Below are 20,442 nucleotides of genomic sequence, written 5' to 3'. Positions count from 1 at the left end.
TCTTCGCGGGCCGCGATGCGGATTTTGCAGCGACTTCACTTTGCATTGCTACGACTTACTTTCCCGTCTTGACGGTAACGCTATGGCTCTTCCCGCCCAGGAAACGGAAGTAAGCAAGGCCAATGCCCAAGAGGCCCAAGGCAACCAACAGTTGCACGACCAGCGGACTGCCGGTAGCTACCGCAACGGCGGCCTGAACTTCGGACTTCACCATTACGGGCGGCTCGCTGGGCGTGGCGATGACGGCAGGGGCCGTAGAGGTGACCGGCGTCGGGGTGGCCGAGGGGGTGGGTGTCGCCGACGGGGCTTCCTGCACGGGAGCCGGGACTACGGGCGCCATGGCTGGCGTCGTTTCAACCACGGGCGCGGGCGTCACTGCCTGCGGAGCCGCCGGCGCCGCGGGAACGACGGGCGGTACTGCAGGCGCCGGGACGACTTTGACCGGCGGGGCCGGCTGCTGAACAGGCGGGGGCGGGGGCGTGATCTGTACAGGCGGCGGAGAGTAAACGGGTTCGCTCGGCGGATCCACCGGCGCCGGGTCTGTCGTCGGCTCTGTCGGCCCCGGATCGGTTGGCCCGGGGGCCGGAATAGTCGGGATCGTCACAGTTGAAGGCGCAGCGGGAGAGCTTTCCTCGGCGTTGGCGGCGGTGGCCGTGCCAATGACGGAGGCCGCCAGGAGCAGTGCTCCCAGCCCGGCGCGTGCTGACTTTAGTTTTCGGCTGCGCGACGTCATCGACAGTCCCTCCCCCAGTGCGAGATTGATCAAGCGTGCTTATTGTAGGCATCACTGACGTCGTTGTCCGCAGAACCAAACAGTTACACGAGTTCCCATTGTACTCGACGACAGATATCAGGATGTTCATCTCGTGTTCACCGTGGCTTCCGGCGTGGCCCCTCCGGCCGCGGGGCCACACGGGCCGGGCTAAGCTGGATAGATGCTCCGTTTTAGCCGCTTTCTTCCCGCGCGCCTGCCGCTCGCGGCGGCGGCGGCCGCCGCAGCGGCGCTTGTCCTGTCCGCGTGCTCGCCGGCAGTCGACGTCACGCCTGCTAAGGATGCCGCCAATGCGGCCTGCGCACCGATGATGTTGGCCCTTCCGGACGCCATCGGCGACGCCAAGCTGCGGAAGACCAATGCCCAGGCCACGGCGGCTTGGGGCGATCCGTCCCAGGTGATCCTCCGCTGCGGCGTCAACGTTCCGGGCCCCACCACGGACCGCTGCGTGAGCGTCAACGGCGTTGATTGGGTCATCAAGGAAGGCAGCCCCGTGTGGACGCTGACCACGTTCGGCCGGGAACCGGCCACCGAAATCCTGATGGATCCGGACAAGATCAGTTCCGCCACCGTGCTGGCGGACCTTTCCCCCGCGGCGCTGAAAATCAAGGCGACGCGGAACTGCGTGGGCCAGGAGGACCTTCAGAACCTGCCGACCAGCAAGTAGGCAGGTGCCGGTGGTGGGCCCACGCCGGCAGGGTTCCCTGGCCGAAGCGGAGCAAGGTTAGGGTGCAGGTGGTGGGCCCACGCCGGCAGGGTTCCCTGGCCGAAGCGGAGCGAGGTTAGGGTGCAGGTGGTGGGCCCACGCCGGCAGGGTTCCCTGGCCGAAGCGGAGCGAGGTTAGGGTGCCGGTGGGGACTAGCGCAGGCCCATCTTCCGGTGCAGTGCGAGGTGGATCAGTTCGTCGATCAGGTCCGCATAATCCAGGCCAGAGGCCTTCCACATCTGCGGGTACATGCTCTTGGGCGTAAACCCGGGCATGGTGTTGATTTCGTTGATGATCAGTTCGCCCTCTGGCGTGTAGAAGAAGTCCACCCGGCTCAGCCCCTCAGCGCCGACGGCGTCGAACGCGACGGCGGCCAGCTCCCGGACCCGGGCGATGGCCTCTTCGGGGAGGTCGGCCGGGCAACTGAGCGCGGCGGCGTCGTCGACGTATTTGGCGTTGAAGTCGTAGAACTCATGCCCGCCGCCGGCTACGGAAATCTCGCCCGGCATGGACGTGCGGGGAGCATCGGTCCCCCGTCCCTCCAGTACCGCGCACTCGATCTCGCGGCCTATGATGCCAGCCTCGATGACAAGCTTGGGATCGTGCTCGCGGGCGGCCTCGATCGCCGCGTCCAGGCCCTCGAGGGAATCCACCTTGGAGATGCCCATCGACGAGCCCGCCCGGGCCGGCTTGACGAACACCGGGAAGCCGAGCTGGTCCACGCGTTTGCGGACAGTCTCGGCGTCGTTGCGCCATTGCCGGTCGGTCACGGCAATGTACGGCCCCACGTGCAGCCCGGCCGATTCGAAGACCACCTTCATGAAGTGCTTGTCCATGCCGACTGCGGACGCCAGCACGCCGGCGCCCACATAGCGCGTGTCGGAGAGCTCCAGGAGGCCCTGGATGGTCCCGTCCTCGCCGAACGGACCGTGCAGCAGCGGGAAGACGACGTCCACGGTGCCAAGCTCCTGGGGAACCTGGTTCGGAGAGGCGACGATCAGCTGGTGCTCACCGCCGATTTCTGCCAGGGCCACGGTCTGTGGGGAGGGTGCCACTTCCGGCAGCGACGAAGCGGAGAGCGACCATTCGTTGGTGTCGGCCGAGGCCAGAACCCATTGGCCGGTCTTGGCGATGCCGATGGGGATGACGTCGTACTTGTCCTTGTCGATGGCGCTCAGGACGCCGGCGGCGGTCACGCAGCTGACCGCGTGTTCGCTGGAGCGCCCCCCGAAGAGCACCGCAACGCGGGGTTTGGGCTGGCCTGCGCGGCCTTCTGTTGTCATGGTGTTCGCTGGCACTCTCAGTAGTCGCCTTCGGGTTTCAGGTCCCGGGACAGCAACAGCGGACCCAGTTCGTCTACGGACAATTTTCCTGCCAGCACGGCCACAACGGCCGCCGTGATTGGCATGTCGACGCCGAGTCTTTCGGCGAGCTCGTTGACAGCCTGGCTGGATTTGATGCCTTCGGCAGTTTGTTTCATTTCAGCGGTGACCTGTTCCAAGGTCAGACCACTTCCGAGGAGCCGCCCGGCGGTGTGGTTTCGGGACAGCGGCGAGGAGCAGGTGGCCACAAGATCGCCCAGTCCGGCCAGTCCGGCCATCGTTCGGGCTTCCCCGCCCAGTGCGAGCGTCAGCCGGGACGTCTCCGCCAAGCCACGCGTCATGACCGAGGCCTTGGTATTGTCGCCCATCTTCTTGCCCTCGCAGATCCCGACAGCAAGGGCGATGACGTTCTTGACGATCCCGCCAATTTCGACGCCGGTCACATCGGTGGTGGTGTACGGGCGGAAGTAAGGGGCGGTGCAGCTGCGGGCGATCCAGCCGGCCGTGACCGGGTCCGCGCAGGCCACAACGGACGCCGTCGGTTCCTCCCGGGCGATCTCCATGGCCAGGTTGGGCCCGGAAACCACGGCGACGCGGTCGCCGGGCAGGCCGAGCTCCGCGCAGATAACCTCGCTCATGCGGGCATCGGTGTGGAGTTCCAAGCCTTTCATGAGGGACACGACGACGGCGCCGGGCGCCAGATGTTCCTTCCAGGCCTCCAGCTGCGGCCGCAGGGTCTGCGCAGGCACAGCGAGGATTACCAGTTCGGCGCCGGCCAGGACCTCGGTGACGTCCGTGGAGGCGGTGATGCTGGGGGGAAGCTTCACGCCTTGGAGGTACTGCTCGTTGAGGTGGACGTTATTGATCTGGTCCACGACTTCCGGACGCCGGCCCCAGAGCCGAATGTTCCGTTCTACCCCGGAGGCAGTGGCGGCGTCGGCGACGACCTTGGCGAACGTGGTGCCCCAAGACCCGGCCCCGAGGACGGCGACGGTGGTGGCAGACGATCCCCGTTCAAGTGTGTCGGTCATTCGGTGTTGTCCCCAATATTCTCGTTAAGTACGTTGCCGCGCTCGACGATGCGTCCGTGCGTGGACTGGTTGTGCGCCGCCGGATCCCAGCGCTCCGCGGGCGGCTGTTCGCCGCGAAGTCCGGCGAGGAGGCCGGTAATGGCGTCCATGATGACATTCGTGGCCCCGGTCAGCGTCGCCCGGTCCAGCGGGCGGCCCTCGAAGGCGCTCAGGTCCACGGGATCGCCGACCACCAGGCGGGACGTCTTGCGCGGAAAAACGTACAGGCGCTTGGCGTACCGGGGCAGGACCTCCTGGGCACCCCAGTGGGCCATGGGCACAACGGGGATGCCACTCTCCAGCGCCATTCGCGCGGCGCCGGTGTGCCCCTTCATCGGCCACAGGTCAGGGTCCCGGGTCAGGGTCCCCTCGGGATAGATGATGATCGCGCCGCCTTCACTCACGATCTCTTTGGCGAGCTGCAGCGACCGGTTCGCCCCCGTCGTCGAGCGTTCCACCGGGATCTGCTTGGTGGACCTCAGAACCGCGCCCAGTACCGGCACTCTAAAAAGGCCAGCCTTGGCCAGGAAGTGCGGCATCCGCTTCTGGTTGTAGAGCATGTGCCCCACCACGAGCGGGTCGATCTCCGTGCAGTGGTTGGGCACGGCGATGAAGCCTCCGGCGGGCAGCTTTTCCAGGCCTTCCCACTTCTTGTTCATCAGCAGATTCATCACGGGCCGGACGATCCCGGCGACCGCCACAAAGGTGGCGTGGCTCTTGGCCGATTCCTTCACCAGGCCCCCGCTACTTGGCCGACGTGATGTCGAAATCGGCGCCGAGCCCTGCGAGCTTCTCCGTGAAGCGCTCGTAGCCACGGTTGATGATGTCAATGCCCGTGACGCGGGAGGTGCCGGTGGCGGCCAGTGCGGCAATCAGGTGGCTGAAGCCGCCGCGCAGGTCCGGTACATCGATGTCGGTGCCCTTGAGCTGCGTCGGTCCGGAGATCACGGCGGAGTGCAGGAAGTTGCGCTGGCCAAAGCGGCACGGCACACTGCCGAGGCACTCCCGGTGGACCTGGATATTCGCACCCATGCGGATCAGCGCATCGGTGAAGCCGAAGCGGTTTTCATACACAGTTTCATGGACGATCGAGACACCCTCTGCCTGGGTCAGGGCGACGATAAGGGGCTGCTGCCAGTCCGTCATGAAGCCGGGGTGGACGTCCGTTTCGAGGACCAGCGGGTTGAGCTTGCCGCCGCGGTGGTAGAAGCGGATGCCGTCGTCGCCGATGTCCATGCCGCCGCCAACCTTGCGGTAGGTGTTGAGGAACGTCATCATGTCGCGCTGCGTGGCGCCTTCAACGAAAATATCGCCGCGCGTGACAAGAGCCGCGGACGCCCAGGACGCCGATTCATTGCGGTCCGAGAGGGCGCGGTGGTTGTACCCACCGAGGTGCTGAACGCCTTCAATCCGGATGGTGCGGTCCGTCTGGACGCTGATGATCGCGCCCATCTTCTGCAGCACCGCGATGAGGTCCACGATTTCCGGCTCTGTTGCCGCCCCGGTGAGCTCGGTGATGCCTTCAGCGCGCGTGGCGCTCAGCAGAACCTGCTCGGTGGCGCCGACGGACGGGTAGGGCAGGGCAATCTTGGCGCCCTTGAGCCCGTTGGGGGCGGAGATGTGGATGCCCCCGGGGCGCTTTTCCACCACGGCACCGAACTGGCGCAGGACATTCAGGTGGTAGTCGATCGGGCGGTCGCCGATCTTGCAGCCGCCGAGGTCCGGGATGAAGGCCTCGCCGATCGCGTGGATCAGCGGCCCGCACAGCAGGATAGGGATACGCGAATCGCCGGAGTGGGCATCGATGGCCGTGCTGGACGCGGTCTTGGCATTCTTGGGGTCAAGTGTCAGATCGCCGGATACGGGGTCCTTGTCAACCCGGACGCCGTGGAGCTGGAGCAGGCTGGTGACAACCTCGACGTCCTTGATTTCAGGGACGTTCCGCAACAGGGACGGCTCGTTGCCCAGAAGGGCAGCAACCATGGCTTTGGGGACAAGATTCTTGGCCCCGCGAACGGTGACGCGGCCAGTTAGCGGGACGCCTCCGCGGATTGTCAGAACACTACTCATTTACCGGTTTCCTCACGACTACTCGCCCCCAAATCCTTACAAAGGCTCCAGCTAAGCATAGGAGCATCCGTTACCGATCCGAAATACGGAACGGTTCGGTTGGCCTCACACGTGCCCTGCCTGCATGAACACGGCAACGCCTGCTAGGAGCCTCCGAGTTGCCGACGTCGCTGCCCATCTCATTGTCCCCGGCCCAATGTCATCGGCGTGAAGGAATGACGCAGGAGGCGTGCCGGATCCTCCGCTGTGGGTGGCGCCCGGCTACAATCACGAGGTCCGCCGCTCGCGGACCCATTCACTGCGGCCATTGGCCGCACGACCCTTGGGGGCCGTTGGTGATCACCAACATGAAATCAAGAACTGCCGTCATAACCTTTTGTCTGGCGATCTTCACCATCCTTTCGCTTGTCACGGCGCCTGTCGCCAGCGCAGCCTCCGATATGACAGGGCCTGTCATGGTCAGTTCCACCGTCACACCCACGTCCCTGAATATCGCCACGGGACCGGCCACCGTCAAAGTCACTGTGCGCCTGACCGACCGGACCGGGGCCAGCGAACCTGCCGTGACCCTGGGCCACGACGCCACCGGGCAGAGCCAAGGCTTCGGCACCATGACACTGGTCTCCGGCACCCCCAAGGACGGCACCTGGGAATGCACGATGACCATCCCCAAAGGCTCCGCCACCGGAACCTGGAAGGTCACGCTCTTCCCGCTCGACGACACCCTCGGCAACACTTCGACAGGCTTCCGAACCCTCGCCACGCTCAACGTAACCGGCACTCCCTCCGATGTGACCGGGCCCGTCATGGTCAGTTCCACCGTCACACCCACGTCCCTGAACATCGCCACGGGACCGGCCACCGTCAAAGTCACTGTGCGCTTGACCGACCGGACCGGGGCCAGCGAACCTGCCGTGACCCTGGGCCACGACGCCACCGGGCAGAGCCAAGGCTTCGGCACCATGACACTGGTCTCCGGCACGCCCAAGGACGGCACCTGGGAACGCACCATGACCATCCCCAAAGGCTCCGCCACCGGAACCTGGAAGGTCACGCTCTTCCCGCTCGACGACACCCTCGGCAACACTTCAACAGGCTTCCAAACCCTCGCCACGCTCAACGTAACCGGCACTCCCTCCGATGTGACCGGGCCCGTCATGGTCAGTTCCACCGTCACACCCACGTCCCTGAATATCGCCACGGGACCGGCCACCGTCAAAGTCACTGTGCGCTTGACCGACCGGACCGGGGCCGACGAACCTGCCGTGACCCTGGGCCACGACGCCACCGGGCAGAGCCAAGGCTTCGGCACCATGACACTTGTCTCCGGCACCCCCAAGGACGGCACCTGGGAACGCACGATGACCATCCCCAAAGGCTCCGCCACCGGAACCTGGAAGGTCACGCTCTTCCCGCTCGACGACACCCTCGGCAACACTTCAACAGGCTTCCAAACGCTAGGCAGCCTCAATGTCACGGCAACCCTGCCCGTTCTCACAGCAGCACACACGCCGACGGTGTCGGGGGCAGACAAGGTCGGCAGCACTCTCACGGTCGTCCCGGGAGCCTGGTCGCCGGCCCCGGTGGCACTCACCTACCAGTGGTACCGCTCCGGGGTCGCCATTACCGGCGCCAGTTTGCCGAGCTACAAGCTCACGGCCAGCGACACCGGAAAGACGATCACGGTCCGCGTGACAGGCAAAAAGGCCGGATTCACCACCACTTCCAAGACTTCCGCCCCCACAGCCCCCGTCACTGCGGGCACATTGAAGGCGCCCACTCCCACTTTGTCGGGCACCGCCAAGGTCGGCAGCACTCTCACGGTCGTCCCGGCAGCCTGGTCGCCGGCCCCGGTGGCACTCACCTACCAGTGGCACCGCTCCGGGGTCGCCATTACCGGGGCCAGTTTGCCGAGCTACAAGCTCACGGCCAGCGACACGGGAAAGACGATCACGGTCCGCGTGACAGGCAAAAAGGCCGGATTCACCACCACTTCCAAGACTTCCGCCCCCACAGCCCCCGTCACTGCGGGCACATTGAAGGCGCCCACTCCCACTTTGTCGGGCACCGCCAAGGTCGGCAGCACTCTCACGGTCGTCCCGGCAGCCTGGTCGCCGGCCCCGGTGGCACTCACCTACCAGTGGTACCGCTCCGGGGTCGCCATTACCGGGGCCAGTTTGCCGAGCTACAAGCTCACGGCCAGCGACACCGGAAAGACGATCACGGTCCGCGTGACAGGCAAAAAGGCCGGATTCACCACCACTTCCAAGACTTCCGCCCCCACAGCCCCCGCCGGCCGCTAGCGGCAGGGTTTCCGCTAAGCGCCTGACGCACGGACCAGACCATCCCGCCCATTACTGTCGTAGGTCGCGGGGACACTTGACTCATGGACGGCAAGCAGGAGCCCGACGTGGTTCAGACAGGACACGACGACGCGGAAAGCTCCGCGGCCGCGCACCGTTGCGGGTCCTTCGCGGCTGTCACCGCCCAGCTGACCGCCGTCCCGCTGTCCACTGACTGTGTCGGGATGATTGACGAGCTCCGGGAGCTGGAAGACATGAAATCCGCCCTGGGCGCCCGTCAGGCCCGGATCGCCGTGGCCTTCGACCTGTCCCAGCGCCGCGGGCAGGCCGCCGCCGGGGTGCCCGCGGCGGACCTCGGCGCCGGCGTCGCGGCGCAGATCGCCCTGGCCCGGCGCGAATCCCCCGCCAAGGGCGGCCGGCTCCTCGGCCTGGCCAAAGCCCTCGTGACCGAAATGCCCCACACCCTCGCCGCCCTGGAAACCGGGCAGGTCAACGAATGGCGCGCCACGCTCCTGGTCCGCGAAACCGCGTGCCTGTCCCCCGCGGACCGGGCCGGCGTCGACGACGAACTCGCCCCCGACACCGGCACCCTCTCAGGCATGGGCGACCGCGCCCTTGTGGCCGCGGCCCGCGCCGCCGCCTACCGCCGCGACCCCCGCTCCGTCACCCAGCGCGCCGCGCACGCCGCCACCGAACGGCACGTCAGCCTCCGCCCCGCCCCCGACACCATGTGCCACCTCACCGCGCTGCTGCCCGTCAGCGCCGGCGTCGCCGTCCAGGCCGCCCTGACCCGGCACGCCGACACCCTCCGCAACGGAGGGGACCCCCGCACCCGCGGCCAGGCCATGGCCGACACCCTGGTCGAACGCACCACCGGCACCCCGGGCGGGATCACCGGGGTGGAAATCCAGGTCGTCATGACCGACCGCACCCTGCTCCAGGCCGACGCCGAACCCGCCCGGCTCCCCGGCTACGGCACCGTCCCCGCCCAATGGGCCCGAACCCTCCTCACCACCGCCCCCGGAACCAACCCGGCCCCCGGAACCAACGACACCAGCCGCCCCGGACCCCCACCCGAACACCACACGGAACCGGACATCGGCGGAGGCGCCGGTCCCGGGACAGACCCGCACACCGGCGGGCGCCGGCCAACCGGATCCGGATCACGACCGCCCACCGGCCACCAGGGCACAGCCCCGCCCGGCACGGACCCACCCGGTATGGCCCCGCCCGACGCGGACCCGGGCCAGGCCGCGTTCAACCTCTGGGTCCGCCGGCTCTACACCCACCCGCACACCGGCGAACTCACCGCCATGGACTCCCGCGCCCGAATCTTCCCGCCCGGCCTCCGCCGCTTCATCGAAGCCCGCGACGACACCTGCCGCACCCCCTACTGCGACGCCCCCATCCGCCACCTGGACCACATCATTCCCTGGCACGCCGGCGGCAAAACCACCGCCACCAACGGCGCCGGACTCTGCGAAGCCTGCAACCACACCAAAGAAACCCCCGGCTGGAACGCCCAAACACCAACCGCACACGGGACAGACCACGAAGGCGCAGCCGGCCCGGAATCAGTATCTGCACCCCAGCCCCCGCCAGCGACGACCACCGGCTCCAGGCACACCATCGAACTCAGCACCCCCACCGGACACGTATACCGCTCCACCGCACCACCGCTGCCGGGGACACCGCTTCGGGGGGCACCGCTAGCAAGCGCAACGTTGTCCCGGTCCCCGCAGCGACGACGGCTCCGGCACCTTGCAACGACGAAGGTTCGAAAGACCAAGCACGTTGCCGTTGGCGTGCTGATGTCCTGATCCAGGTATCCCGCTTACCGCCCTGGTGGCTGATTCGATAGCCTCTCTCCACCCGAGGGCGAGAGCACACCGTCTTGGAGCGTCGGCGAATCGGTGAACGGTAGCGCACCGAGGGACGGCACTCCTTGCGCTTTCAGTTTCCGAGAACTGGCCACATGCGTCGAACTACGGAACCAATGACCGGCCCGCACAAACACGAGTGCCGCCGTCGAGTCTCACAACTCGACAGCGGCACTCGCCATTCAACGCCCTACGACGGCCAGAACCCTAGGACAGCCGCGCCGGCAGCGTCTTGGGCTTGAAGGAGGGCCGGGTGGCCTCGTATGCCGTGATGTCCTCTTCGTGCTGAAGCGTCAGCCCGATGTCGTCCAGGCCCTCCAGAAGGCGCCAGCGGGTGTAGTCGTCAATCTCGAACGGCGCCACAAGGTTGCCGCACTGCACGGTCTTGGAGACGAGATCGACCGTGACCTCGGTACCCGGTGCGTTCTCGAGCTCTTTCCAGATGAGCTCAATGTCGTCCTGCGCCACCTCGGCGGCGAGCAGGCCCTGCTTGCCGGAGTTGCCGCGGAAGATGTCGGCGAAGCGGGAGGACAGCACCGTCTTGAAGCCGTAGTCCTTCAGCGCCCAGACGGCGTGTTCGCGGGACGAGCCGGTGCCGAAGTCCGGCCCGGCCACCAGGACCGAGCCGGCGTTGAACGGAGCCTGGTTCAGAATGAACGACGGGTCTTTGCGCCAGGCTGCGAAGAGAGCGTCCTCGAAGCCGGTGCGGGTGATGCGCTTGAGGTACACGGCGGGGATGATCTGGTCCGTGTCGACGTTGCTCTGGCGCAGCGGGACACCGATTCCGGTGTGGGTGGTGAACTTTTCCATGGCGGGTTCTCCTAGACTGCTGCGGTTCCGGTAAGCGAGGTGGCTGCGGCCGGCTCCAGGTCCGACGGCGAGCTCAGAGTGCCGCGCACGGCGGTGGCTGCAGCCACCACCGGGGAAACCAGGTGGGTTCGGCCGCCCTTGCCCTGGCGTCCTTCAAAGTTGCGGTTGGATGTGGAGGCGCAGCGCTCCCCGGGTTCCAGCTGGTCCGGGTTCATGCCCAGGCACATGGAGCAGCCGGCGAAACGCCACTCGGCCCCGAAGTCCTTGAAGACCTTGTCCAGTCCCTCTGCTTCTGCCTCGAGCCGGACGCGGGCGGAGCCGGGAACCACCAGCATGCGCACGGCCGGATCCTTGGCGCGGCCCCGGATGATGTCCGCGGCGGCCCGGAGATCCTCGATCCGCGAGTTGGTGCAGGAGCCCAGGAAGACCGTGTCCACCCGGATGTCCTTCATTGGCGTGCCGGCCTTGAGGTCCATGTACTGCAGGGCCCGTTCGGCGGCGGCCTTGGCGTTCTCGTCGCCGAAATCAGCCGGCGACGGTACGTTCGCGGACAGCGACACGCCCTGGCCGGGGTTGGTCCCCCACGTCACGAACGGTTCCAGCGTGTCGGCGTCGAGGTCCACCTCGACGTCGAACACCGCGTCGTCGTCGGTGCGCAGAGTGTTCCAGTATTCGACGGCGGCATCCCACTCGGCGCCCTGGGGCGCGTGCGGGCGGCCGTGCATGTAGTCGTAGGTGGTCTGGTCCGGAGCCACCAGTCCGGCGCGGGCGCCGGCTTCGATGGACATGTTGCAGATCGTCATCCGGGCTTCCATGGACAGGGCGCGGATGGCGGAACCCCGGTATTCCAGCACGTAGCCCTGGCCGCCACCCGTGCCGATCTTGGCGATGACAGCCAAGATGATGTCCTTCGCGCTCACGCCGGGACGCAGCGTGCCCTCGACATTGATGGCCATGGTCTTGAACGGCTTCAGGGACAGCGTCTGGGTGGCCATGACATGCTCCACCTCGGAGGTGCCAATGCCCATGGCCAGCGCACCGAAGGCGCCGTGGGTTGAGGTGTGCGAGTCGCCGCAGACCACGGTCATGCCGGGCTGCGTGAGACCCAGCTGGGGACCCACGACGTGCACGATCCCCTGTTCGGCGTCGCCGAGCGAGTGCAGGCGGACGCCGAACTCCTGGCAGTTGTTGCGCAGGGTCTGAATCTGGGTGCGGCTGGTGAGATCGGCGATTGGCTTATCGATGTCCAGCGTGGGAGTGTTGTGGTCCTCGGTGGCGATCGTCAGGTCCGGCCGGCGCAGCTTGCGGCCGGCCAGCCGCAGGCCTTCAAATGCCTGCGGCGAGGTCACCTCGTGCACCAGGTGGAGGTCGATAAAAAGGAGGTCCGGCTGGGCGTTGGCTCCTTCGCCGTCCCCCTTGCGCACCACGTGCGCGTCCCAGACTTTCTCGGCCAGTGTCTTTGCCACGGCCTTCTCCCTTCACTGCGGTGATTCGTCCCTGCGGGCTGTTGTTTCCACTGAACCAGCAGAGTCAGGCAATACGCCAGCGCAACAACTTGCATCTCAGATAATGAGACGTCAATATCAGTACATGGACAATTCTAGTGGCGTCGGCGTCATCGATAAAGCGGCTCATGTGCTTGACGCACTTGAGGCCGGGCCCACCACCCTGGCGCAGCTGGTCGCAGCCACCGGGCTGGCTCGGCCCACCGTGCACCGGCTGGCCCTCGCGCTTGTGCACCACCGGTTGGTCAGCCGCGATATCCAGGGCCGGTTCGTCCTCGGCAGCCGTCTGGTGGAGCTGGCCTCCGCCGCGGGTGAGGACCGCCTCATCGCCTCCGCCGGCCCTGTGCTCATGCAGCTGCGCGACGCCACCGGTGAAAGCGCCCAGATTTTCCGCCGCCAGGGCGACTGGCGCGTCTGCGTGGCCTCTGCGGAACGGCCCATCGGCCTGCGCGACACCATTCCGGTCGGCACCCAGCTTTCCATGAAGGCCGGTTCCGCCGCCCAGGTGCTGCTGGCCTGGGAAGACCACGACCGCCTCTTGGAAGGCCTTCAGTCCGCCCGTTTCACTCCCACCGTCCTTGCGGGCGTACGACGTCGGGGCTGGGGCCAGAGCCTTGGCGAACGCGAGCCGGGCGTCGCCTCCGTTTCGGCCCCCGTCCGCGGCCCCTCCGGCCGGGTGATTGCGGCCGTGTCCATTTCCGGTCCGATCGAGCGCCTGACCCGCCAGCCGGGGAGGCTGCACGCCGAGGTGGTCTGCAACGCCGGCCGTGTCCTTACCGAGGCGCTCCGCAAAACCAACGACTAGGCAAGACGAACGGCTAAGCAAACCAACGACTGAGTATGCTGTGCCCATGAATAGCTATGCGGTGTTCCTGCGCGGCATCAATGTGGGCGGTATCAACATCAAGATGGCCGATCTCAAAAAAGCCTTGAAGACGCGGCCCTTCTCAAACGTGGTGACCCTGCTGGCCAGCGGCAACGTCGTGCTGACGAGCGAGCTGGACCCTGCCGGCGTCAAACGGGAGTTTGAGGCCTGCCTCCGGGAGGCCTTCGGCTATGACGCGTGGGTGGTGGTCCTGACCGCGGACCGCGTGGCGGCACTCGTCGAGGCGTGCCCATACCCGGCCGACGACGCTTCCACTCACACCTATTTGACCCTCGCCTCCGATGAGTCTGCGCTCTCCGGACTCTTCGAAGCCGGCAGCGCCCTGGACGGGACCGAGCTCACCCGGCTGGGCCCCGAAGCCCTGGCCTGGCTCGCCCCCGCCGGCGGAACGCTGGACAGCCCCTTCAGCAAGCTCTCCGCCAAGGCCAAGTACAAGGCAGCGACGACCACCCGCAACCTCCGGACCATGGTTAAGGTCCGCGATGCGGCTGCAAGCGCCTGACTGCCTCGCAGCCGCCGAACAGTGCCCGACCTTAGGTTTTTCCAAAGCACATTGGTCCACAATGGTCGGGTAACGCTGTCAACCGGTTGAAAGGCCGAGCGTCATGTCCTTGACACGTAGAACAGCCATTGTTTCCGGAGGTCTCGGACTAGTTGCCGCCCCTCAGATTATTCAGGCCGTCCGGGGTCAAGCCGGAACGGCGTTGGATCCCCCGCTCGGCAATGGCGAACTTTTCATCAACGCCCGGGACTACGGTGTGACCGGCAACGGAACCACGGATGACCGGGCTGCTGTGGTGGCAGCGGCCAACGCGGCGGTCGCACTTGGCTGCCCGCTGGCCATCCCGGCCACCTTCACCATGGTCCTCGGCGCCGCGCTAGTCCTTCCCGCGGGGCTTCGGCTGCACACCAATGGCGCAAGGTTTCGTGCGCGTGCCCAGACGGGCCGCAACCCACAAATCAGGATCGGCTCAAATACGACCGTCACTGGCGGCATCTTCATCACGACGTTGGGCGGCGCCAGCGGCTCGGGCCTGTCCATCCAGGACGCGACGGACGTCCGGATCGACATTGTGGATGTCGAATCGACCCTCCCCGGACAAGGCAACGGCAACGTCCGCGACAATGGGCTGAACATCAACGGCTCCAGCTACATCACCATTGACCGGGTCCGGATCAAGAACTTCGACTACGCCTTGTTCGCCGAGACAGTTCCGAACCTGACGATCAATTGGCTCGAGATTCACACCTACGTCTGCGGCGCGCATTTTCGCGATGTATCGCACCTTCGCCTGGGCGGCGGCTGGATCCAGGGTGCTTCCCCGAACTCGATTTTCACGCCCGGACACAACGGCGTCCTGTTGGAAGCAAACAACCCGGCAGGGGACATACACATTGACAACGTCGCCGTGCACGATGCCGGCGAACATGGTTTCCGCACCTCTGGCCCGGCACAGATCAAGAACCTGTGGATCAACAACTGCTCCGCCGTCAACTGCACAGGCACCGGGTTCAAGGTGCTCGGTAGCCTTCGCGCCGTGGGCGTCTACAACGAGAACCTGTTCCTCCTGAACTGCCTTGCGGAAGACTGCGGCCTCGTGAACCAGAACACGTGTGGGTTCTTGATCCAAATGGCCAACTACGTCAAGATCGTCAGTCCCATCGTCCGCAACCGGATCAAGCCAAATTCGGGGCACTCCGGCATCCGGATCGGCGGCGTGACACACCTGCAGATCACAGACCCGGACCTTCGGAAAGCCAACAACTACGGCATCTTCATCGATTCCGAACTGGGGGACGTCTCCCATGTGAAGATCAACGGCGCGAACATCGACCAGACGACAGGGTGGGCAATCTACCTCGCCAACGGGCAGCCCGGCGGGGCCTCAAACAACTTCAACAACCTCGAGATCGACGCCACAGTCAGCATCACCGACACCAAGGCCGGCGGGTTCTACTCCGGCAAGGGTGCATACGCCGTTGAGGGATCCTGGACAGGGTTCAACCGTGTAGCGCTCCGATTCCAGGATTCCGTCGTCAATACGGTCTCGGCGTCGGCCTCGTCCCGGCAGTTCCACGCCGACATCATCGGAATGAAGAACACGGCGGTGGTGTTCAAGAACGGTTCGCGCTGGACGGATACGGCCACCGGAAACTGCCTGCTGGCGCGATCCGGCGCCTGGGTCACGCTCTGACCGGACCAGGCCAAGGGCCCGCGCCGGTGCACCGCTGCCGCATCGCTTGCCGGATGGACTGGTGCCTAGCGGCCGGCGGCGGTCTTCACCGCCGCGTTGAACGACTTCAGGCGGCTGACCTCCAGTTCCACGGGATCCACCACCAGATCCTGCGCGACGACGGCAACGGCGGACTGCAGCCGCTTCCTGGCCAGCGCACCCCGCGACGCCGCCGCGGCGCGGGCAATGAACCCGGCCGCGACAGCCAGCAGGATGCCCAGCAGCACTCCCCCGCCGATCATCACGGTGGGGACCGGCCAGCCCTGCACACGCGGTACCTCGGGCACCGGCAGCTGCAGGTAGCCCAGCGCCGCGAGGACTCCGAGCCAGGCAAACCCGGCCAGCGCCGTCACCAGCGCCAGCCACTGGACAGCGTTAAACCCGCCCCACCACCAGGACTTCCGGCCCGCGGACAGGTCCGTGGAGGCAATCGCCTGGTCCACGGCGTCCGGCAGCCCGTTCCGTCCTTCGCGGGCGGCGCTACGGATCACTGCCCGCCACGGCCCGGGAGCGCCCTCGGACGCCGCATCGGCGAATTCCCGGACTGCCGCATCGGTCCGCGCCCGCTCCGGCGCGCCCGCGGGCGGAAGCGAGGTCCGGTTCAGCTCCGGTTTGGCGCCCTCGCGGCGCAGGTTCAGGCGCCGCAGCGGATCCGGCCGGAATCTGGCCAGCCAGCGGGTCACGGGCCAGCCCGTGCGCCGCGTCGCCTCGAGCCGATAGGAGCGCACGACGGCGTCGACCACCAGCGGAACGTTGGCGGCCACGGCGAGTTCCTCGGCCAGCCGGGCCTTGGAGGCAGCCGTCGCCCCGGCCGCCTTGCCGTTGCCGGAGACCCCGTTGCCGGACGCCTCAGCCAGCCGGGCAGCGGCCGTGGTGACATCTGCCGCGAGCCGCTGCGAGATCGCCTGGCGTTCCCTGGCCTTCTGCCGGATCGCGGACCGGACCGCGTCCACGCCGGTTCCCAGCACCGCGGAGGCACCCAGGACCTGGACCTTGCCCAGCCCTTCGCCCGCCAGGATGCCCGTGAGCGAATCAAGGACGGGACGGACATCGCGGTCCGGGAGCCTGTCGACCTGGTTGAGCACCACAATCGTCACGGCACCGTGGGCGGACAGCGGCGCAAGGAAGTCCTGGTGCACGGCTGCGTCGGCATACTTCTGCGGATCGAGGACCCAGACGAGGACGTCCACGAGGCCCACCATCCGCTGCACGACCTCCCGGTTCGCCGCCCGGGTCGAGTCAAAATCGGGCAGGTCCAGGAGGATCAGTCCGGTGCCGTCGTCGGCGAAACCCGGTACCGGGGCCGCCGCGTGGCGCTGCCGGACCTCCAGCCAGTCCAGCAGGGCTTCGCTGCCCTGAACGCCCCAGATGCCGGCCAGCGGTTCGGTGGTGGTGGGCCGGCGCACCGCCGCCGTCGCGATTTCCGCCCCGCTGACGGCGTTGAAGAGAGACGATTTGCCGCTGCCGGTAGCGCCGAAGAATCCCACCACCGTATGGTCCGCGGAGAGCGACCGCCGCGAACTGGCACGATCCAGCACATGCAGCACCTCGTCCAGGGTCTCCTCCGGGAGGGCACCGGCGGCGAGCTCCCTGGCCTCGTCGAGGGCCTCAAGCCTGCGGTCCAGCTGCGACTCCACCCGGGCGGCGCCATGGCGGCTCATGCTGACGCCGCCAGCCGGCGCAGTGCCGCCACGTGCCCGGCAAGGACGTCAGGCGGCACGCCGCCGTCGACGTCGAGCCTGCTGAGGAAACGCTCGCGCTCGGACGCCAACAGGACTTGGCATCGCTCATGCAGGTCTTCACGCGCCGTCCGGGCGAGCCGGCGGACGGCGTCTTCCCCAAACACCGCTTCCAGGAGCCGCTGACCCACGACGGCGGTGCCGCCCGCGACGCCGATCTCCAGCCCGGTCAGACCCGCCGTCATGGAGAACACCACAATCATGAGCGCGGCACCCAGGCCGTTGATGCCGAAAGACAACCAGCGGGCCTGGGTGCGCTTGCCCTGGCCTTCGGTACGGATGAGTTCCATCAGGCCGCCCTGCCAGGCGCGGATCTCTGCGGCGACGGCGTCCGCGAAGCCGGCGGATGTGCCGGCGAGACCATCGGTGCCGAGCAACTGCCTGCCCGCGGGGTCCGAGCGCCAGCGCTGGTCCGTATGTTCGGCAGCATTGGCGGCTTCATCGACAATGACAGCCTGCAGTCCGGTCTCGATCGCGGTCTCCACTCTGACTGCGGGCGCCGGCTCGCCCCGGAAAAACGCGCCCACGCGGTCGCGGAAGCGCCCGATGTTTTGTTCCATGGCCCGAAAGAACTCGCCCGTCCCGACGAAGTCCTGCCACCGCGCCAGCACCTCACCCCGCAACAGCGCGCCGTCCCGGGTGGCATCAAGGATCCTGGCCATGGCGTCGTCATAGGCTTGGCGGGCGTCGCCTGAGAGTACCTCGGCCGCGCGCTGCTGCTCGGACACCGCCCGCCCTGCCCCCTCGACGCGCTGGCTGAGGGCCGTGAGAGTGCCGTTGAGAGTGCGCCGGGCAATCCCGGCGCGTCCGGCGGCGTCCCTTGCCAGCTCGCCAAGCCATTGCCGCAGCGGTTCGACGGCCGGGCCCGGAAGCATGCCCGCGGCATCGAGCACCAATTCCGGTACGACGAACATCCGGGCCGTGCCGAGGCCTTCCCTGCTGAGCATTGACGTCAAATCCGCGCTGACCTCCGCCTCGGCGGCCGGCGGGACCCTGTCCAGCACCACGGCCACCGTGATGTCGCGCGAGGCGGCATCCAGGAGCAAGCGCCAGGGCACGGCGTCGGCATAGCGGTTGGCGGTGGTAACAAAGACCCAGAGGTCGGCCGCGGCGAGCAGCTGCCCGGCCAGCCGGCGGTTATCGTCGGAGACTGAGTCGACGTCGGGTGCGTCGAGAAGCGCGACCCCTCGCGGGACCGCCGGGTCGGCGACCAAGACGAGCGAGGTTACTGCGCCGGCGGCTGGAGCGGGTGGGGCGGGATGCGCCGGGGTTGGGCCGTCCACTACGGCGCCGCGGATGCGGCCTAGGGCCGGCAACACCCGTTGGCCTTCGAACCAGCCGGAGTCCTCCGGATGGTGGAGCAGGATCGGCTGGCGGGTGGTCGGCCGGATGGCACCGGCCCGCGTGACCGGGTGGCCTACCAGGGCGTTGACCAGGGTGGACTTCCCGGCACCGGTGGAGCCGCCCACCACGGCCAGCAGCGGCGCGTCGAGGCTGCGGTACCGGGGCAGAATGTAGTCGTCCAGCTGAGCCACCGCGTTGCGCAGCTCCTGCCGGGTCTGCTCGGTTCCGGGCAGGGCAAGCGGCAATCGGAGTGCCGCGAGGTCCTCGCGCACGCTTTCAAGGAGCGCGACGCCGGCTGCGGCCTCGGAGGGTTCGTGGGAGCTCACAGCATCATCATGCCAGTTCAGCCACCAGTTCCCGCGAGCGGGGGCTGGCGCGGTGAGCTGCTGGGGCCCTTTAGGCCACCCAGTGGCACCATGCGGGGAATACAAAAAACGGCCCCGGGCTGATGCCCGGGACCGTTCCTGTTGTGACCCCAGCGGGATTCGAACCCGCGTTACCGCCGTGAGAGGGCAGCGTACTAGGCCGCTATACGATGGGGCCGCGTACTTCCAGAACTGCATTTCTGCCGTTCAAGCCAGATGATTCTTTCATACACTTGGCTTTGCTCCAAATCGGACCAGCCGATGTGAAACTTCCGAATGCCCGCGGAAATCCGCGGATTTTCAGAGCTGGGATACCAGGACTCGAACCTAGAATGACGGTACCAGAAACCGTAGTGTTGCCAATTACACCATATCCCAATGGCACTTCCGGACCGGATGTTTGGGCCTAAACCCTCGCTCCCGGCGCCTCAGCACGAGTAATTACTTTACCCGAGAGTTTTCACTTGCACAAATCGGCGAGCCGGCCGCATTGTGCGCAGTCTCCGGCAGGACGCTGCCCGGCGACTAAGACGCGGCTGCACCGTCCGAGGCCCGCCAGTGCAGGGGAAAACGGGTCCACGCGCGGCAAGTTAGCGACGATTTCCCCCTCTTACCGCTCACCGGCGGGCGGTTCGGGCGGTCGGGCCAGCAGTGTTAGGTGCATCACAAAGGCCGAGGGGCCGGGCCGTACGGCCCGGCCCCTCGGCCTTAGGTATCGGACACCGCAGCTACGCCAGCAACTCCAGCAGGGAGCCGACCTCGCGTCCGAGGAAGCCGGGAGCCGGCTCCCCACCGCGGTTCAGCCAGACGCCAACCAAACCGGCCGCCGTCGAACCTTCCGCGTCGAGGAGCCGGTTGTCACCGACATACAGCGTCTGGCCGGCACCGGTGCCAAGGCGCCGGACACCCTCGAGATAGATGGCAGGATCCGGTTTCGCGGCGCCGACGGTGTCGGTGCCCACGAGAACGGTGATCCGTTCCAACCCGGCCGCGTCGAGCTTCACGCGCTGGTAGTCGTGCACGTTGTTGCTTACGGCTCCATAGGGAATGCCGGCGGCGTCCAGCGCGTCCAGCAGCGGGCCGACGTCGTCGAACGCCCTGATGTAGCCGTGCTGGCGGCTCGCGTAGGAACTCACCCAGTGGTGGGCCTGCTCGCCGTCGGCCAGTTCGACGCCGAAGTACCCCAGCGCCGCCCGGCCGCGGAGCAGGCGCTGTTCGTTGAACGTGATCTCGCCGGCCAGGTAACGGTCGTAGAAATGGGTGGTCTCGTGCGTGAAGATCCGCCCGAACTTCTCCCACCCGGCCTCGTCCAGGCCGGGCAGGAGGTGCTCGCTGACGTCGCGGAGTGCAGACGTCATCGAGAATTCGAGGTCCACCAGGGTGTCGTCGATGTCGAACAGGACGCCTTGAAGTGCGCCTAGGCCCGCGTCAAGCAT

The 20,442-nt window shown here is 67.0% G+C and carries 16 protein-coding genes and 2 tRNA genes; 6 read left to right on the top strand and 12 right to left on the bottom strand.

Features of this window, described 5'->3' with window-relative positions; translation table 11 throughout:
• Window positions 1–55 precede the first annotated feature (55 nt).
• Window positions 56–766: a hypothetical protein gene (locus ACFVVK_RS05300; RefSeq protein WP_390264460.1), complete on the bottom strand. Its 711-nt coding sequence runs from the start codon at window positions 764–766 to the stop codon at window positions 56–58.
• A gap of 169 nt (window positions 767–935) precedes the next feature.
• On the opposite strand from ACFVVK_RS05300, the gene ACFVVK_RS05295 reads away from it, so the two are divergent.
• Window positions 936–1,439, top strand: coding sequence for a DUF3515 family protein (locus tag ACFVVK_RS05295; protein WP_390264457.1), 504 nt, complete (start codon window positions 936–938; stop codon window positions 1,437–1,439).
• Window positions 1,440–1,630: 191 nt separating this feature from the next.
• On the opposite strand, the gene ACFVVK_RS05290 is transcribed toward ACFVVK_RS05295, so the two are convergent.
• From ACFVVK_RS05290 to murA, 4 genes are read right to left on the bottom strand one after another with little or no spacing between them, the layout of a single operon-like run.
• Window positions 1,631–2,761, bottom strand: a complete 1,131-nt coding sequence (locus ACFVVK_RS05290; protein ID WP_390264455.1) for a D-alanine--D-alanine ligase family protein — start codon at window positions 2,759–2,761, stop codon at window positions 1,631–1,633.
• A 17-nt stretch (window positions 2,762–2,778) separates the two neighbouring features.
• Complete coding sequence (locus tag ACFVVK_RS05285; RefSeq protein WP_390264452.1) at window positions 2,779–3,831, bottom strand: NAD(P)H-dependent glycerol-3-phosphate dehydrogenase; 1,053 nt, start codon at window positions 3,829–3,831, stop codon at window positions 2,779–2,781.
• Window positions 3,828–4,604 (bottom strand): lysophospholipid acyltransferase family protein, encoded by a 777-nt coding sequence (locus ACFVVK_RS05280; RefSeq protein WP_390264450.1) that lies wholly within the window; start codon window positions 4,602–4,604, stop codon window positions 3,828–3,830. Before ACFVVK_RS05280 ends, ACFVVK_RS05285 begins: the two co-directional genes overlap by 4 nt.
• Before the next feature lie 10 nt (window positions 4,605–4,614).
• Complete coding sequence (gene murA, locus ACFVVK_RS05275; protein WP_390264447.1) at window positions 4,615–5,940, bottom strand: UDP-N-acetylglucosamine 1-carboxyvinyltransferase; 1,326 nt, start codon at window positions 5,938–5,940, stop codon at window positions 4,615–4,617.
• A gap of 347 nt (window positions 5,941–6,287) precedes the next feature.
• Here murA and ACFVVK_RS05270 point away from each other — a divergent pair, with 347 nt between their 5' ends.
• Both ACFVVK_RS05270 and ACFVVK_RS05265 read left to right on the top strand, forming a co-directional pair.
• A complete protein-coding gene (locus tag ACFVVK_RS05270; protein WP_390264444.1) occupies window positions 6,288–8,243 on the top strand; it encodes a hypothetical protein in 1,956 nt (651 codons plus the stop codon).
• A 224-nt stretch (window positions 8,244–8,467) separates the two neighbouring features.
• Window positions 8,468–10,063, top strand: a complete 1,596-nt coding sequence (locus tag ACFVVK_RS05265) for a DUF222 domain-containing protein (protein ID WP_390265006.1) — start codon at window positions 8,468–8,470, stop codon at window positions 10,061–10,063.
• A gap of 267 nt (window positions 10,064–10,330) precedes the next feature.
• On the opposite strand, the gene leuD is transcribed toward ACFVVK_RS05265, so the two are convergent.
• Window positions 10,331–10,933, bottom strand: a complete 603-nt coding sequence (leuD, locus tag ACFVVK_RS05260) for a 3-isopropylmalate dehydratase small subunit (RefSeq protein WP_390264441.1) — start codon at window positions 10,931–10,933, stop codon at window positions 10,331–10,333.
• Between the two features lie 11 nt (window positions 10,934–10,944).
• Entirely contained in the window at window positions 10,945–12,399 is a 1,455-nt protein-coding gene (gene leuC, locus ACFVVK_RS05255; RefSeq protein WP_390264438.1) for a 3-isopropylmalate dehydratase large subunit, read from the bottom strand.
• A 124-nt stretch (window positions 12,400–12,523) separates the two neighbouring features.
• On the opposite strand from leuC, the gene ACFVVK_RS05250 reads away from it, so the two are divergent.
• The 3 genes from ACFVVK_RS05250 (at window position 12,524) to ACFVVK_RS05240 (ending at window position 15,519) form a co-directional block, all read left to right on the top strand.
• Entirely contained in the window at window positions 12,524–13,243 is a 720-nt protein-coding gene (locus tag ACFVVK_RS05250) for an IclR family transcriptional regulator (protein WP_026266447.1), read from the top strand.
• Between the two features lie 46 nt (window positions 13,244–13,289).
• Complete coding sequence (locus tag ACFVVK_RS05245; RefSeq protein WP_390264435.1) at window positions 13,290–13,826, top strand: DUF1697 domain-containing protein; 537 nt, start codon at window positions 13,290–13,292, stop codon at window positions 13,824–13,826.
• A gap of 202 nt (window positions 13,827–14,028) precedes the next feature.
• Window positions 14,029–15,519, top strand: coding sequence for a hypothetical protein (locus ACFVVK_RS05240; protein ID WP_390264432.1), 1,491 nt, complete (start codon window positions 14,029–14,031; stop codon window positions 15,517–15,519).
• Window positions 15,520–15,584: 65 nt separating this feature from the next.
• On the opposite strand, the gene ACFVVK_RS05235 is transcribed toward ACFVVK_RS05240, so the two are convergent.
• From ACFVVK_RS05235 to ACFVVK_RS05215, 5 genes are all read right to left on the bottom strand, one after another.
• Window positions 15,585–17,219, bottom strand: a complete 1,635-nt coding sequence (locus ACFVVK_RS05235; RefSeq protein WP_390264430.1) for a GTPase — start codon at window positions 17,217–17,219, stop codon at window positions 15,585–15,587.
• The gene (locus tag ACFVVK_RS05230; RefSeq protein ID WP_390264427.1) at window positions 17,216–18,967 is read right to left on the bottom strand and encodes a dynamin family protein; all 1,752 of its coding nucleotides are present in this window, start codon (window positions 18,965–18,967) and stop codon (window positions 17,216–17,218) included. Before ACFVVK_RS05230 ends, ACFVVK_RS05235 begins: the two co-directional genes overlap by 4 nt.
• A 144-nt stretch (window positions 18,968–19,111) precedes the next feature.
• Window positions 19,112–19,184 (bottom strand) — tRNA-Glu (locus ACFVVK_RS05225).
• Window positions 19,185–19,312: 128 nt separating this feature from the next.
• Window positions 19,313–19,384 (bottom strand) — tRNA-Gln (locus ACFVVK_RS05220).
• A 350-nt stretch (window positions 19,385–19,734) separates the two neighbouring features.
• On the bottom strand, window positions 19,735–20,442 hold the full coding sequence (locus ACFVVK_RS05215) for an HAD family hydrolase (RefSeq protein ID WP_390264424.1): 708 nt from the start codon (window positions 20,440–20,442) through the stop codon (window positions 19,735–19,737).

This window comes from Arthrobacter sp. NPDC058192, assembly GCF_042883665.1.
GTDB lineage: Bacteria > Actinomycetota > Actinomycetes > Actinomycetales > Micrococcaceae > Arthrobacter.
Note: the sequence above shows the minus strand (reverse complement) of the source record. Positions and strands in the feature narration are given on the sequence as shown.